This is a genomic window from Chitinophaga sp. OAE865 (assembly GCF_040546735.1).
Taxonomy (GTDB): domain Bacteria; phylum Bacteroidota; class Bacteroidia; order Chitinophagales; family Chitinophagaceae; genus Chitinophaga; species Chitinophaga polysaccharea_A.
In genome coordinates this window covers 7,437,435-7,451,657 of the sequence record NZ_JBEPOF010000001.1, presented here as the reverse complement: position 1 = coordinate 7,451,657, position 14,223 = coordinate 7,437,435, and the positions used below count along the sequence as shown (strand labels likewise).

Annotated in this window: 12 protein-coding genes; 6 read left to right on the top strand and 6 right to left on the bottom strand. The window is 46.9% G+C overall.

Annotated elements, in window-relative coordinates; genetic code table 11:
* Positions 1-12: 12 nt before the first annotated feature.
* The 5 genes from ABIE50_RS29640 to ABIE50_RS29620 all read left to right on the top strand — a co-directional run bounded on the left by ABIE50_RS29640 (position 13) and on the right by ABIE50_RS29620 (position 4,544).
* Complete coding sequence (locus ABIE50_RS29640) at positions 13-1,116, top strand: chorismate mutase (RefSeq protein ID WP_245752741.1); 1,104 nt, start codon at positions 13-15, stop codon at positions 1,114-1,116.
* Positions 1,117-1,191: 75 nt separating this feature from the next.
* Entirely contained in the window at positions 1,192-1,857 is a 666-nt protein-coding gene (locus tag ABIE50_RS29635) for a 3-dehydroquinate synthase (RefSeq protein ID WP_354028235.1), read from the top strand.
* Complete coding sequence (locus ABIE50_RS29630; protein ID WP_354028234.1) at positions 1,790-2,218, top strand: 3-dehydroquinate synthase family protein; 429 nt, start codon at positions 1,790-1,792, stop codon at positions 2,216-2,218. The genes ABIE50_RS29635 and ABIE50_RS29630 overlap by 68 nt, the downstream gene beginning before the upstream one ends.
* Before the next feature lie 39 nt (positions 2,219-2,257).
* Positions 2,258-3,520, top strand: coding sequence for a 3-phosphoshikimate 1-carboxyvinyltransferase (gene aroA / locus ABIE50_RS29625; protein ID WP_209862383.1), 1,263 nt, complete (start codon positions 2,258-2,260; stop codon positions 3,518-3,520).
* Positions 3,521-3,542: 22 nt separating this feature from the next.
* A complete protein-coding gene (locus ABIE50_RS29620; protein WP_209862380.1) occupies positions 3,543-4,544 on the top strand; it encodes a chorismate synthase in 1,002 nt (333 codons plus the stop codon).
* A 224-nt stretch (positions 4,545-4,768) separates the two neighbouring features.
* Here the strand turns inward: ABIE50_RS29620 and bamJ are convergent, their stop codons facing one another.
* The 5 genes from bamJ to ABIE50_RS29595 form a co-directional block, all read right to left on the bottom strand.
* Positions 4,769-5,485 (bottom strand): BamJ family beta-barrel-assembly machinery protein, encoded by a 717-nt coding sequence (gene bamJ, locus ABIE50_RS29615; RefSeq protein WP_209862379.1) that lies wholly within the window; start codon positions 5,483-5,485, stop codon positions 4,769-4,771.
* 142 nt (positions 5,486-5,627) lie between these two features.
* Entirely contained in the window at positions 5,628-7,520 is a 1,893-nt protein-coding gene (locus ABIE50_RS29610; RefSeq protein ID WP_209862376.1) for a CocE/NonD family hydrolase, read from the bottom strand.
* Between the two features lie 77 nt (positions 7,521-7,597).
* Positions 7,598-7,948: an MmcQ/YjbR family DNA-binding protein gene (locus ABIE50_RS29605; protein WP_142686260.1), complete on the bottom strand. Its 351-nt coding sequence runs from the start codon at positions 7,946-7,948 to the stop codon at positions 7,598-7,600.
* Positions 7,949-8,011: 63 nt separating this feature from the next.
* A complete protein-coding gene (locus ABIE50_RS29600) occupies positions 8,012-8,935 on the bottom strand; it encodes a hypothetical protein (protein WP_209862373.1) in 924 nt (307 codons plus the stop codon).
* A 239-nt stretch (positions 8,936-9,174) separates the two neighbouring features.
* Positions 9,175-9,687 carry a hypothetical protein gene (locus ABIE50_RS29595; RefSeq protein WP_142686262.1) on the bottom strand — a complete coding sequence of 171 codons (513 nt, stop codon included), beginning with the start codon at positions 9,685-9,687 and terminating at the stop codon, positions 9,175-9,177.
* Between the two features lie 317 nt (positions 9,688-10,004).
* Here ABIE50_RS29595 and ABIE50_RS29590 point away from each other — a divergent pair, with 317 nt between their 5' ends.
* Complete coding sequence (locus tag ABIE50_RS29590; RefSeq protein ID WP_209862370.1) at positions 10,005-11,261, top strand: alkaline phosphatase family protein; 1,257 nt, start codon at positions 10,005-10,007, stop codon at positions 11,259-11,261.
* Between the two features lie 63 nt (positions 11,262-11,324).
* On the opposite strand, the gene gcvP is transcribed toward ABIE50_RS29590, so the two are convergent.
* Positions 11,325-14,186 carry an aminomethyl-transferring glycine dehydrogenase gene (gene gcvP / locus ABIE50_RS29585; protein ID WP_209862368.1) on the bottom strand — a complete coding sequence of 954 codons (2,862 nt, stop codon included), beginning with the start codon at positions 14,184-14,186 and terminating at the stop codon, positions 11,325-11,327.
* Positions 14,187-14,223: the final 37 nt, after the last annotated feature.

Sequence of the window (14,223 nt, the reverse complement as noted above, 5' to 3'; positions counted from 1 at the left end):
AACTTCAATACTATGGTACAGACAATGGAACAGATTTTATCTAAAACCAAATTCTCCGATCCGTCTTCCGATAAAAAGCCGTTGATCATTTCCGGGCCCTGCAGTGCAGAAACCGAAGAACAGGTATTAGCCACCGCGCTGGCCTTGCAGAAAACAGGTAAAGTGGACGTGTTACGCGCCGGTATCTGGAAACCCCGTACCCGCCCCGGTTCTTTTGAAGGCATTGGTACCAAAGGTCTTGCCTGGTTGCAGAAAGCCCGCGAAATCACCGGTCTGCCGCTGGCGGTGGAAGTAGCTACTGCCAAACAGGTGGAAGATGCGCTGCATTTCGGTGTGGATATTCTGTGGGTGGGCGCACGTACTACCGTAAACCCTTTCTCTGTACAGGAAGTTGCTGATGCACTGAGAGGTGTGGACACTACTGTTTTAATTAAGAATCCTATCAATCCTGACCTGGAATTGTGGATTGGTGCTGTGGAAAGAATCCAGAAAGCAGGTATCAATAAAGTAGGTTTGATTCACCGTGGCTTCTCCAGCTATGGCAATACCCAATACCGTAATGCACCGATGTGGCACCTGGCTATTGAGCTGAAACGCCGTATGCCTGAACTGCCTATGATCTGCGATCCTTCGCATATCTCCGGTCGCCGCGATATCCTGCAGGAAGTTTCCCAGGAAGCAATTGACCTCGATTACGATGGCCTGATGCTGGAAACACATGTTGATCCGGACAACGCATGGAGCGATGCCAAACAGCAGGTAACACCTGAAAAACTGGCGGAACTGCTCGACGGTATCACCTGGAGAAGAGAGCACTCTGATAAAAAAGATTTCAACTCTGCACTCGAGAAACTGCGCGCACAGATCAACCAGGTAGATGATGAAATTATGCTGCTGCTCGGCAACCGTATGAAAATTGCAGAAAAGATCGGTGTATACAAGAAAGAAAATAACATTACCATCCTGCAAACAAACCGCTGGAATGAGATCCTGGACCGTGCTGTTGCCAAAGGTGAGAAACTGGGCCTGACCAAAGACTTCATCGTGAAATATTTCGATGCAGTGCACCTGGAATCCATCAACCGTCAGAACAAAGTAATGAACGAAGATAAGTAGATACATCAGCCGCCGGCTGCTTGTACAAACAACAGCCGGCAGTAGTTTTTCCTAACAGCAAAAGCGAACCGCTTCATGCAAATACAAACCCACCAGTTCCAACAGCAGGAAACCACCTATTTTTTAGGTGCAAGCCTGATGGAGTTGGGCAATCATGTAAACCGTCAGAGAACAGTACTGGTAATAGATGAAAATGTAGAATACTATCACGGTCATCATCTGCACAACTGGAAAAAAATTGTGGTGCCCGCAGGGGAGGAATTAAAGAATATGGCAACGGTGGAAAAGATCATCGATGGCCTGATATCTTATGAAGCCGACCGCAAAACCATGCTGGTAGGCATTGGTGGCGGAATGCTCACCGATGTGGCGGGATTTGCAGCCAGCATTTACATGCGTGGAATTCCTTTTGGCTTTGTACCTACTACTTTACTGGCACAGGTAGATGCCTCTATTGGTGGAAAGAACGGGGTGAGTCATGGTAAGCAGAAAAACCTGCTGGGCGTTATCCGCCAGCCGGAGTTTATCTTTTTCGATTACGCTCTTCCGCTCACTATGCCGGCAGAAGAGTGGCACAACGGCTTTGCAGAGATCATCAAATATGCCTGTATCATGGATGCGGCCCTGTTTGATTATCTTGAAAACAACAAGGAAAAAAGCGCTGGCCCGGGATGTGGAAGTACTGCAATACCTGGTGGAAAAATCAGTGGCAGCCAAAACCAAAGTGGTACTGGAAGATGAGCTGGAGAACGGGCCCCGCAGGTGGCTCAACTTTGGCCACACACTTGGACATGCAGTGGAAAAGCTGGAACATATAGCGCATGGAAAAGCGGTGGCGATAGGAATGGTAGCAGCTACCCGTTTTTCCGGGAAGCTGATGAACCTGCCGGCAGATCAAACGGTACGACTGATAAAACTGATCAGCGACTACCAGTTGCCTGTAGCCTTCAGCTCTGATAAGGATGCCGTGTTCGACATCTTTAAACTGGATAAAAAAAGAGAGAAGGATGTAATACACTTTGTATTGCTGGAAGAGATCGGGAAAGCAACCACTATGCCCATTCCCATTGCAGAACTGAAGTTGTTGCTGCAGGAATTGTAAATTTTTTTCTAATTAATTAAAGGCAGACGAAATATACATATGCAAGTTACTGTATCACCAGCCATCATTAAAGGCACAGTTACGGCCAATCCTTCTAAAAGCGCCATGCAACGCGCTGTAGCAGCGGCTTTGCTGGCAAAGGGAAAGAGCATTATCCGTAACCCCGGCCTGAGCAACGATTGCCTGGCAGCACTGGAAGTAGCCGAGAACCTGGGCGCTAAAATCAAACGTGAAGCGGACTATTTCGAAATCACCAGCAATGGTGTGGCGCCGTTTTATGATGAAATCAACTGCGGCGAGTCTGGTTTGGGAATCCGTATGTTCACGCCCATAGCAGCATTATCGTCACTGCCCATTACCATAGAAGGACACGGTAGCTTAACCACCCGTCCTATGGATTTTTTCGAAGAAGTACTACCGCAGCTGGATGTAAAATGTTCTACCCAGGGTGGTAAATTACCGCTTCATATCCAAGGGCCATTACATCCAAAAGATATTACTATCGATGGCTCTCTCAGTTCACAGTTCCTCACCGGTTTGCTTATGGCATACGGCGCTGTGGCGGAAAACGTAACCATTACGGTAACGGATCTGAAGAGCAAACCATACATTGCGTTAACCCTTCAGCTGATGGCGCACTTTGGCGTTCAGGTGGAAGAAAAGAACTTTGAAACATTCCATTTTGGAAAGAAGCAGGCATATAACCCCTGCGACTATACGGTGGAAGGCGACTGGAGCGGCGCTGCATTCCTGCTGGTAGCAGCGGCGGTAGCGGGTAAGGCAGAAGTGCAGCATCTCAACACTTCTTCTGCCCAGTCTGATAAAGCCATCCTCGAAGCATTGGAAAAAGCCGGCGCACACCTGATGTCTGGTGTGTTTACCGTAAATATAGAAAAGGGAGGATTGAATGCATTTGAAATAGATGCTACCGATTGTCCTGATCTGTTCCCTCCGCTGGTAGCGCTGGCGGCTAACTGTAACGGCACTACGAAAATTAAAGGCGTGAGCCGCCTGGCTCATAAAGAAAGCGACCGTGGCATAACGTTGCAGGCGGAATTTGGCAAGATGGGTATTAAAATAGACCTTGAAGGCGATATCATGCTGGTACATGGCGGCACCGGTATTAAAGGCGCCCAGGTACATTCACATAACGACCACCGTATTGCTATGGCCTGTGCTGTGGCGGCGCTTACAGCAGATGGCCCGGTGATCATCGACAATGCAGAAGCGATCAATAAATCCTACCCGGAATTTTATGATCACCTGGAATTGCTGGGCGGCAAGGTGGCAGTAACCGTATAATTTCACTTTAAATCATCAGCGTGTGAACAGTTTTGGCAGATTATTCAGGGTAAATGTTTTTGGAGAATCACATGGCGCCAGCGTTGGCGTAAATATAGATGGTATACCGGCAGGTATCCCGTTAAAACAGGAAGATTTCCTGGCAGACCTGGAACGCCGTAAAGGCGGTTCCAGGGGCACTACGCCCCGAAAGGAGGAAGACCTGCCTTTTATCAAATCGGGCGTTTTTAACGACTTCACCACCGGTGCGCCTGTCACTATTCTTTTTGAAAATAATAATACCCGCAGCACTGATTATGAGAAGCTGCGTGAATTTCCGCGCCCGGGCCATGCCGATTTTGTAGCTACTGAAAAATTTGGCGGCTTTGAGGATTACCGTGGTGGCGGTCATTTCAGCGGCAGGCTTACCCTTAACCTGGTAGCGGCCGGTGTAATAGCAAAAAAGATCCTGGGAGAACAGATCCAGGTAAATGCCACCATTACGGAAGTAGGTGGTAATCCCGATCCTGAAGCTGGTCTGGAAGCGGCTATTGCAGCTAAGGATTCAGTAGGCGGCATCGTGGAATGTGTAGTGAACGGGTTGCCTATCGGGTTGGGCGAGCCCTTCTTTGATTCATTGGAATCTGCATTGGCACATGCTGTATTTGCAATTCCTGCCATCAAGGGCATTGAATTTGGCGCTGGCTTTGCTGCCGCTAAAATGAAGGGACTGGAGCATAATGATCCGATCATTGATAAAACAGGTAAAACAGCTTCCAATCATGCAGGCGGTGTAGTAGGAGGTATTTCCAACGGCAACCCGCTGGTATTCCGTATCGCGGTAAAGCCCACATCGAGCACGCCTAAAGAACAGCAGACCCTTAATATTAAAAGCGGGGAAGTGGAAACTTTCAGTGTAAAAGGCCGTCATGATCTTTGTATTGCACTTCGTGTACCTGTAGTGCTGGAAGCGGTGACCGCTATGGTACTGGCCGATTTCCTGTTACTGGAACAACGCCGTCCGCGCGTGTTCTCAGCGAAGTAGGCGCCTTCGGCGCTGCGAATTTTGTCTTGGAACACTGATTACGCTGATTATAATGATTAGCTTGATATTTTTTTAAGTGGTTATAAAATAAAAGGGAGATAGAAGCAATATTCGCTTTTATCTCCCTTTATTATTTTCAAATTCTAAAATAAAATCAAGCTAATCATTATAATCAGCGTAATCAGTGTTCCAAGACAAAATTCGCAGCGCCGAAGGCGCAAGCACTACTGTTCAATCGCGAGCAGCTCCACGTCGAAGATCAGCGCTGCGCCTGGTCCGATTTTAGGGCCTGCACCACGATCGCCGTATGCCAGCTCAGAAGGGATGAAAAGGCGCCATTTGGAGCCCACAGGCATTAACTGCAGCGCTTCTGTCCAGCCTTTGATAACGCCGCCTACAGGGAAGGAAATGGGTTGTCCCCTGTCTACAGAGCTATCGAACACTGTACCGTCAATTAAAGTACCGTGATAATGCGTTTTTACTTTATCTGCGGCTGTGGGTTTAGGCCCGTTACCTTCTTTCAGGATCTGGTATTGTAACCCATCGGGTAATGTTACCACTCCGGGTTTTACTTTATTTTCCGCCAGGAATTTAAGCCCGGCTTCACGGTTTTTGGCAGCTTTATCTGCCTTCAGTTGCTGTAAATAATTACTTATACTCATATCACATTGTTCTTTTGTCATTGTTAATGGCTGGTTCTTCAACGCATCCTGCACTGCCTTGGCCATCAGGGAAGGATTGATGTTCTCCAGCCCCTGTGCTTTCAGGTTTTCTGCAATGCTTACGCCAATTCCATAACTCACGGAATCCAGCTTGTTCTTTAATACCGGGGCTTTAACGGCTGTTTTGGCCACGGGCTTCTTAGGTGCAGGTTTAGCCTGACTGAAACCTTGTAAGGATATGAATCCCAGGGCTCCTATGAACAGGTATTTTTTGTACATAATCAATAATTGACAGAAATGTTAGTTAAAATAAGGCTTTTTTAAGATGATGCAAGTTAATCAATATAATATTTCACAGGTGAGCTTATGAACTTTCTGTGGAAGGTAATAAGACACACTGCCGGCATCATCCCGGGGATCATTATTTTACTACCGGCAGCACTACATTGGACGGGTGCTGTGCATCATGATAAATGCGGATGGTAGCCTTTTTGAAATCTTTATCAGTAGCCTTGTAAATGTCCATGAACTGTTGCGGATTGCGGTCTGTGAGCGGGAACCAGCTGCTTTGTACCTGGATCATAATGCGGTGTCCTTTCTGAAACGTATGCGCTACATCCGGCATAGTGAATTTTACTTCAGAAGGCTGGTTAGGAACAAACGCTTCCGGTTTCTCAAAGCTGTTGCGGAATTTGCCACGCATGATCTCTCCCCGTACCAGCATCTGGTAGCCTCCCATGGGGTAAGTAGATGAAGGTACCCGCCGGTGTTCGGTTGGCGCATCTTCTTCGTATTTGAAATCGTCGGGGAATACATCTATCACTTTTACGATAAAATCGGCATCAGTGGTGCTGGTACTGGCTACCAGGTCGGCTACCACGGGGCCTGCCAGGGTGATATCTTTATCCAGCACTTCGCTTTCAAATACGGCCACATCAGGTCTGCGTGCAGCAAAGCGCTGATCGTCGGTCATATAGTTGATAGTACGGCCAAAATGTACGTCTTCCGTATAAGGAACCGGTTTGGCGGGGTCGCTTACATATTCGCTGAAACTGTTGGCAGCAGACGGTTTGGTAAACGATAGCTTACCATTTTCCTGTAAGTAAACGGGTTCATCTTCCATATTTGCCGGAGGCCATTTGGGCAGTTGTTTCCATTTGTTTTCGCCGGTGAAGAAGATGGTGGCTTCTGCGATATCGGGTGCGGCGCCCTTGCCTTTGAGGTAATAATTAAAGAAAGGAATTTCTACATTTTGAGCGTAGTATTCAGCGGTATTGCTGCCAAAGCGCACATTACCCAGATGGGTGCCATCATTGGAAGCCCACTGGCCATGGTACCAGGGCCCCATCACGATACGGTTATTGGTAGACGGGCTTTTTGTTTCAATGGCTTTGTAGGTATTCCATGCACCAAAACAATCTTCTGCATCAAATACGCCGCCTACTATCAGCATGGCAGGTTTTACATTGTTCAGGAAGTTACGCACGTTGCGGGCTTTCCACCAGCTGTCGTACGTAGGGTGTGCATACATTTCATGCCAGAAGGTAACGCTGTCGCCGATAATTTTGGCAAAGTTCGGAAGCGCGCCGGTTTCCAGGTAATATTTGTAATTGTCATGGGTGTAATAGTCGATACCTTTAGGCCCTTCCGTAGTGGGTTTGGGGTGCGGGTGATCAAACACCGTGTAAAAGGAAAAGGCGTCTGCAATAAAAAAAGCACCGTTGTGATGGAAATCATCTCCCAAAAACCAATCTGTAACAGGCGCCTGGGGGCTTACTGCTTTTAGTGCAGGGTGGCCGCTCAGCGCTCCCATAGTGGAGTAGAAGCCAGGATAGGAAATACCGAAGATGCCTACATTGCCGTTGTTACCTTTAAGGTTCTTCACCAGCCAGTCGATGGTATCATAAGTATCGCTGGCTTCGTCAATATCTTTCTTCCCTTTTTTATCAGGATTAAATGGTCTTACGTTTACAAATTTGCCTTCGCTCATCCAGGTACCTCTTACATCCTGTATCACCATGATGTAGCCCTGTTTCAGATATTCCTTATAATGATTTTTATAGAGCGGACGGAAGGCGTTTTCCCCATAAGGTGCGCAGGAATAAGGTGTGCGCGTCATCAGGATAGGATGTTTCTCCGATTGGTCTTTTGGCAGGTAAATAGAAGTAAACAGCTTAACCCCATCGCGCATGGTAATGTATACTTCTTTTTTGGTGTAGTGGTCGTACATCCAGAGTGAATCCTGGTTAACAGCCTTACAGGCAGCCGGAATTATAAACAGCGCGGTGCAGGCCAGCAGCAGCCATTTTCTCATAAACGGTTTATTTTAGATTAGATAGCGGCTAATGTAATAAAAAAATAGTGGATGGCCGGTAGGTATATGGGGAATGGTTACCGGCCCAGTTTTTCCCTTTCTTTTTTGGGTAGGCTGGCCACTACCAGGTCGTACGATTTCCGGATCCATTCCAGCAGCAGTTTGTTGGGAATGCCGGAATGTACATCTATGGTATTCCAGTGTTTTTTATTCATGTGATAGCCGGGGATTACGCCTTCATACCGCTCCCGCAGTTCAATGGCTTCTTCAGGGTCGCATTTGAGATTAATGGTTTCAAAATTTTCCAGCCCGCTGAGGGCGAACATTTTTCCACTCACTTTATAAACAAGGGTTTCATCTCCAAAAGGAAATTCTTCTGTAACGCCGGGTAAGGAAAGGCAGTATTCCTGAAATTGAGCCAGGTTCATGAGCTATAATTATTGATGATATCAAGGTACAAAAGTCTGGAAAATTTCCGGAAAGGGTATACGTTAATCCGCTTTAATAACTTTATAGGTGTAGCTGATTGTTTTATTCAAACCGGCAATAGTTTGTGTTTGCGGGAAATTGGTGGTGTCGTACATTTTATATGTTACAGGGTAGTTTTTTGGTGCTATCTGTTCAGATTCATACCTGATATTGGTAACGAGGTGCTCACTACAGAGGTAGGGAAAATAATCATTGGAAGGAAATGGGGAATTATCCCCCGTAATGATACGAAGCAGGCAGGGATTTTTAGTTACACTTTCATATAGCGGATTGATCAGGGAATTGTAATCAAGCTCAAATTTTTCCATTGTAATACTGGGGGTTCCAAATACGTTCACATACTCCATTGATGTGAACTGACGGATATCCGTGTTCTGATATAGGAATTCCTTATATATCAACAGTCCGCCTCCGGGCACTAAGCCACCAATGGTATCTTTGCTTCCGGTCAGGGCCAGCTGGCGATTGCCGGTAAGCTGCATGTATACAGTATCATAACCGTCTATTTCTGCGCCCAGTTCCCTGTAATAGGTAGTGTATGCGATCAGCTGCATAGGTTTCCACACTAAAGAATCCCTACGGCTCAGACTTTTTATAGTATTATCATTTTCATTGTAGTATTTAGCAATGGCAACATACCCATCGGGTTGATAGGTATAGGCCACGTAATTCTGCCAGATGCGATAGGAAGGATTGTAATCCCATCTTTCCGTAACCTGGTGCAGGTCGTTATAAACGAGGCTGTCTTTAGGTACGTTATTCACACGGATGGAGGTAACGAGGTAAGTATCTTTCGGTGGTTCCGGCTGTGGTGGGGGAGTGATGGTATTATCTTTTTTACACTGGCAGCCGGGCGCTGTTATCAGCAGCAAAAGGGCTGTACCAAGTAGCAGGGTTATCAGCGGGTATGAAAGGGATGAACGCATATGTGGATAACAACGTTAGAAGCAGCAATTTATTGAATGCTTTCCGGCGAAATTTTCATTAAAGTTATCCAGTATATATCGGCATGAGGAGATATTCAGGTCCGGTGCCGCTAACCAGAAAAGGATGAAATTCCAGGATCCACGGCAGTTTATTTGGTGTATCCTTTCATGCTTAAAAACGTTTAGTCCTGTACGTTATATCAACATACAGGACTATGTAAAACAAAAACGGCAATAGATTATTTTTTGCTGATACTGATGATTACACGCGAATAACGGGCATACGTGATCTCTACTTCCTGCCCTGCCCTGTATCCTTCCAATGCTCCGCGCATCCAGTAAAACAGGCGTTTTTTCTTATTCTCCAGCAGGATCATAATATTGGTTTGTGTATCGTTGTTCTCCAGGTATACCGCTTCCATCGGCGCCTGCAAGGTACCTTTCTGCAAGGCGGTAAGATCCTTTTTTATAGCCCAGTAGCGTACGTCTGTTACTTTTATCAACGCAAATATCAATGCTATCACAAAGCATAACAGCCATACCCAGAACCAAAGGTTTTTAAACGACAGGAGCGAATCATCCGCATCACCCAGGCTGTTGTGGGTATACAGGTAAATTTGTGGTATCACAGCAGCAACCAGTAACAACCCCAAACCTATAAGGGTGAATTTGGTCAACTGTTGCTTATTCCTCTTCAGCGCATCCTGCAATAAAAAATGTTCTTCAGTAGTAATAAAGGTGTAATCAGACATAGTTGTTGTATGGTTTTTCAGTAGGCTAATATATAGATAAACAATCAATTAATTAAAATTATATATATAATTTTTTGTCTTGTGATTATCATTTTGCTTATTTGAGGCTATTTGATAACAATATCTGTTAAAATATTATTACATATTAAGGAGATGAGATAGGGGTAGTAACCCCAGGGCTGCGTTTTTTTTAACGCATTTATAATCAGGGGATATCGTTTTGAGTGGAAATAGTTTTCTATTTTGCGCCTCGTTATAACCCGGTCATCTGTTATTCTTCCCCATTTATTACCATGCTATCATAAATATCATAGAAAGTGAAGAAGATTTTTTTATTAGCCGCAGCCCTGTTATCAGTCAGTGTGGCAGGCTACACGCAGGATACGGCCCAGCTGGTGGTGGAAGGCAGAAAGAATAGCGCCACACAGCAATCAAAGCCTTATGTTATAATGATTTCCATCGATGGCTTCCGGTATGATTATGTGGAGAAGTATAATGCACAGCATCTGCTACGTTTATCCGGCGACGGTGTTCGCGCCACCGCTATGCAACCTTCTTTTCCTTCGCTTACATTTCCCAATCACTATACGCTGGCAACAGGTCTTTATCCTGCCCATCACGGCCTGGTGGATAACCTTTTTTATGACCGGAAGCGTGATGCTGTTTATAAAGTAGGCAACCGTGAAGCTGTGGAAGACGGCACCTGGTATAACGGGATCCCATTATGGGTATTGGCAGAAAAACAGCAAATGATCAGCGCCAGCTATTTCTGGGTGGGATCAGAAAGCGCTGTTCAGAATGTACGTCCTACCTATTATTTTAAATACCAGGAAAAAACGGATATTGATCAGCGTATCGGGCAGGTGATAAACTGGCTTCGATTGCCGGAAGACCAGCGCCCGCACCTTATTACATTCTACTTTTCTGAAGTGGATCATATGGGGCATTCCTGGGGACCGGACAGTGACAGCGTACGGAGTGCTGTACAATTTGTTGATGCCGCCATCGGAAAAATGGTTGCTGAAGTTGCAAAGCTAAACCTGCCGGTAAACTTTCTCGTGGTATCAGATCATGGTATGATGCAGGCAGATACAATCCACACCATTACGCTACCTGATGTTCCTGTACTTCAACCGCTGAAAAGCATGCCGGGTAATGAAAAGGTGATGTTGTACGGGAAAACAGATGAGGAAATTAAAGCGGCGTACGATTATCTCAAACAACACGAAAATCATTATACGGCTTACCTGAAAAAAGAAACGCCGGAAAGATGGCACTACGGCCAGGAAGATATCTACAACCGCATTGGTGATATCATCCTGCTGGCGGAAGCCGGCTATACTTTTGGAAACGGTAAGAGGGTACATCCGGGTCATCACGGGTACGATAATAACCTTACTGATATGAACGCCGTATTTATGGCCTGGGGCCCGGCTTTTAAGACACATACCCGTATTGCCACTTTTGAAAACGTACATGTGTACCCGTTAGTGGCAAGAATATTGGGTCTTGATATTACACAGCCTATTGATGGCCGCCTGGAAATATTGGAGCCGGTTTTACAACCTTTATAGTCAATAAAGAAGGGGACAGATCATATATCTGCCCCCTTCTTTATTTTATTTCGAACCAACAGCTTATACAGCTGCTTCCTCATATGCACTTGCAGGTTCGCAGGTACAGATCAGGTTCCTGTCGCCAAAAGTATTATTGATACGGCTTACGGAAGGCCAGAATTTATTGGCTTTCACATATTCCAGCGGGAATGCTGCCTGCTGACGGCTGTATGGACGGGTCCATTCATCGGCAGTGATCACCTGTTGGGTGTGCGGTGCATTTTTGAGTACGTTGTTCTGTTTATCACTCAGGCCCTGCTCTACTGCACGGATCTCTTCACGGATAGCCAGCAATGCGTCGCAGAAGCGGTCCAGTTCACCTTTGTCTTCACTTTCAGTAGGCTCAATCATAATAGTGCCCGGAACGGGGAAGCTCATGGTAGGAGCGTGGAAACCATAGTCCATCAGGCGTTTGGCCACATCTTCCGCTTCAATACCGGCAGCTGCTTTAAACGGACGCAGATCTACAATGAATTCATGTGCACAGGTGCCATTAACACCGGTATAAAGAATATCGTATGCTTTTTCCAGTCGCGCTTTCATATAGTTGGCGTTCAGGATCGCGAATTCGGAGGCCTGTTTAACACCATTGGATCCAAGCATACGGATGTAAGCGTAAGAGATCAGCAGGATACTTGCAGAACCGAATGGAGCCGCAGATACTGCGTTGGAAGGCTTGCCATCGTTTAGTGTTACGTGTCCTGGCAGGAACGGTGCCAGGTGTTTGGCTACGCAGATAGGGCCCATGCCGGGACCGCCACCGCCGTGAGGAATAGCGAAGGTTTTATGCAGGTTCAGGTGGCAAACATCTGCACCGATCAGTCCGGGTGCGGTTAAGCCTACCTGGGCATTCATATTGGCGCCATCCATGTATACCTGTCCGCCGTGTTCATGTATAGTAGCGCAGATATCTTTTACACTTTCTTCATATACGCCGTAGGTCGACGGATAGGTGATCATGATACCGGCCAGGTCTTTACTGTGGGCTGCTGCTTTGGCTTTCAGGTCATCCACATCGATATAACCATTTTCCAGCGCTTTTACAATCACCACCTTAAAGCCAGCCATTACCGCAGATGCGGGGTTGGTACCGTGTGCGCTGATCGGGATCAGCATCACGTTACGATGGCCTTCACCTATGCTCTTCTGGTATTCACGGATCACCAGCAGACCGGCGTATTCACCTTGCGCGCCACTGTTGGGTTGCAGGCTGCAGGCATCAAAGCCGGTAATTTTGCTGAGGTATTCGCCCAGTTCTTCTGCCATCTGTAAATAACCACCTACCTGGTTCTTTGGTGCAAATGGATGCATTTTGCTCCAGTGCGCCCAGCTCAGGGGAATCATTTCGGTGGCTGCGTTGAGCTTCATGGTGCAGGAACCCAGGGATATCATGGAGGTGTTGAGGGAAAGATCCTTGTTCTCAAGCATCTTCAGGTAACGCATCATCAGCGATTCGCTGTGATAGCTGTTAAACACCGGGTATTGCAGGTAAGGGGAAGTACGCTGCAGATCAGCGGGGATGCCGGTGGTACCGCCGGAAACGGCTGCTGCGTCTGTAGTACCTGCGCCAAATATGTGCAGGATATCGTTTACATCGGCAATGGTAGTGGTTTCATCGAGGGAGATACCCACATTGCCATTGGCGAAGTAACGGAAGTTGATACCCATTGCTTCTGCAGCATCTTTCACGTCGGCGCCTTCTACCACAATAGTATCGAAGAAACTGTCGGATGCCAGTTTGAAGCCCTTGGCTTTCAGTTTACCCGCCAGTGTATTGGTGAGCAGGGAAACACGGGTGGCAATATTTTTCAGGCCTTCCGGACCGTGATATACCGCGTACATGGCAGCCATATTAGCCAGCAGTGCCTGTGCAGTACAGATATTGGAAGTGGCCTTTTCACGTTTGATGTGTTGTTCGCGGGTTTGCAGTGCCATACGCAGCGCACGGCCACCGTTGGCATCAATGCTTACACCAATGATACGTCCGGGGATGGAGCGTTTAAAGTCGTCCTTCACTGCAAAGAATGCAGCATGCGGGCCACCGAAGCCCAATGGAACGCCAAAGCGCTGGGCAGAACCAAAGGCTGCATCTGCGCCCATATCGCCGGGAGAGGTGAGCAGGGTCAGTGCCAGCAGATCGGTAGCTACACCCACAAATGCGCCCACTGCATGTACCTGTTCGATGAAAGTGCGGTAATCGGCAGCAGCGCCCACATTGTCGGGATATTGGATCAATGCGCCAAAGTATAATTCATCGAAGGCAGCGGTTTTGTAATCGCCTACTATCACTTCAATTTGAAGCGGGGTAGCGCGGGTATAGATCACATCCAGCGTTTGCGGATATACATTCTTATCTACAAAAAACTTAGGCCTGGTTACATGGTCATGATCCTTGTTCAGGGCATTGAAGAACATTGTCATGGCTTCCGCAGCCGCAGTGGCTTCATCCAGGAGGGAGGCGTTGGCAATGGGCAGGCCGGTCAGGTCACACACCATGGTCTGGTAGTTCAGCAAACTTTCCAGGCGGCCCTGGGAAATTTCTGCCTGGTAAGGGGTATACTGTGTATACCATCCCGGGTTCTCAAATACATTACGCAGGATAACGCTTGGGGTAATCGTATCAAAGTAGCCCTGGCCAATATAATTGCGGTATACTTTGTTCTTCAGCGATATTTCCTTCAGATGGCGGAGATAATCACTTTCACTCATCGCTGCCGGAATTGCCAATGGCTGCTGCATGCGGATGGCGCCCGGAACGGTTTTGCTGATCAGCTGGTCAAGGTTGGAGGCCCCGATGGTTTCCAGCATCTGGTTGGTCTCTCTTTCATTCGGCCCTATGTGACGGTGCACGAATTCATTTTGTTGAATATCAAAAAGATTCATGATGTAAGCAGGTAATTTGAAATAGAATGCGCAAAGC

What these genes read in the sequence shown, in the direction of transcription:
- bamJ (WP_209862379.1), bottom strand. Translation starts at nt 5,485, where the DNA reads ATGTACAAAAAATACCTGTTCATAGGAGCCCTGGGATTCATATCCTTA.
- ABIE50_RS29610 (WP_209862376.1), bottom strand. Translation starts at nt 7,520, where the DNA reads ATGAGAAAATGGCTGCTGCTGGCCTGCACCGCGCTGTTTATAATTCCG.
- aroA (WP_209862383.1), top strand. Translation starts at nt 2,258, where the DNA reads ATGCAAGTTACTGTATCACCAGCCATCATTAAAGGCACAGTTACGGCC.
- ABIE50_RS29640 (WP_245752741.1), top strand. Translation starts at nt 13, where the DNA reads ATGGTACAGACAATGGAACAGATTTTATCTAAAACCAAATTCTCCGAT.
- ABIE50_RS29595 (WP_142686262.1), bottom strand. Translation starts at nt 9,687, where the DNA reads ATGTCTGATTACACCTTTATTACTACTGAAGAACATTTTTTATTGCAG.
- ABIE50_RS29605 (WP_142686260.1), bottom strand. Translation starts at nt 7,948, where the DNA reads ATGAACCTGGCTCAATTTCAGGAATACTGCCTTTCCTTACCCGGCGTT.
- gcvP (WP_209862368.1), bottom strand. Translation starts at nt 14,186, where the DNA reads ATGAATCTTTTTGATATTCAACAAAATGAATTCGTGCACCGTCACATA.
- ABIE50_RS29600 (WP_209862373.1), bottom strand. Translation starts at nt 8,935, where the DNA reads ATGCGTTCATCCCTTTCATACCCGCTGATAACCCTGCTACTTGGTACA.
- ABIE50_RS29635 (WP_354028235.1), top strand. Translation starts at nt 1,192, where the DNA reads ATGCAAATACAAACCCACCAGTTCCAACAGCAGGAAACCACCTATTTT.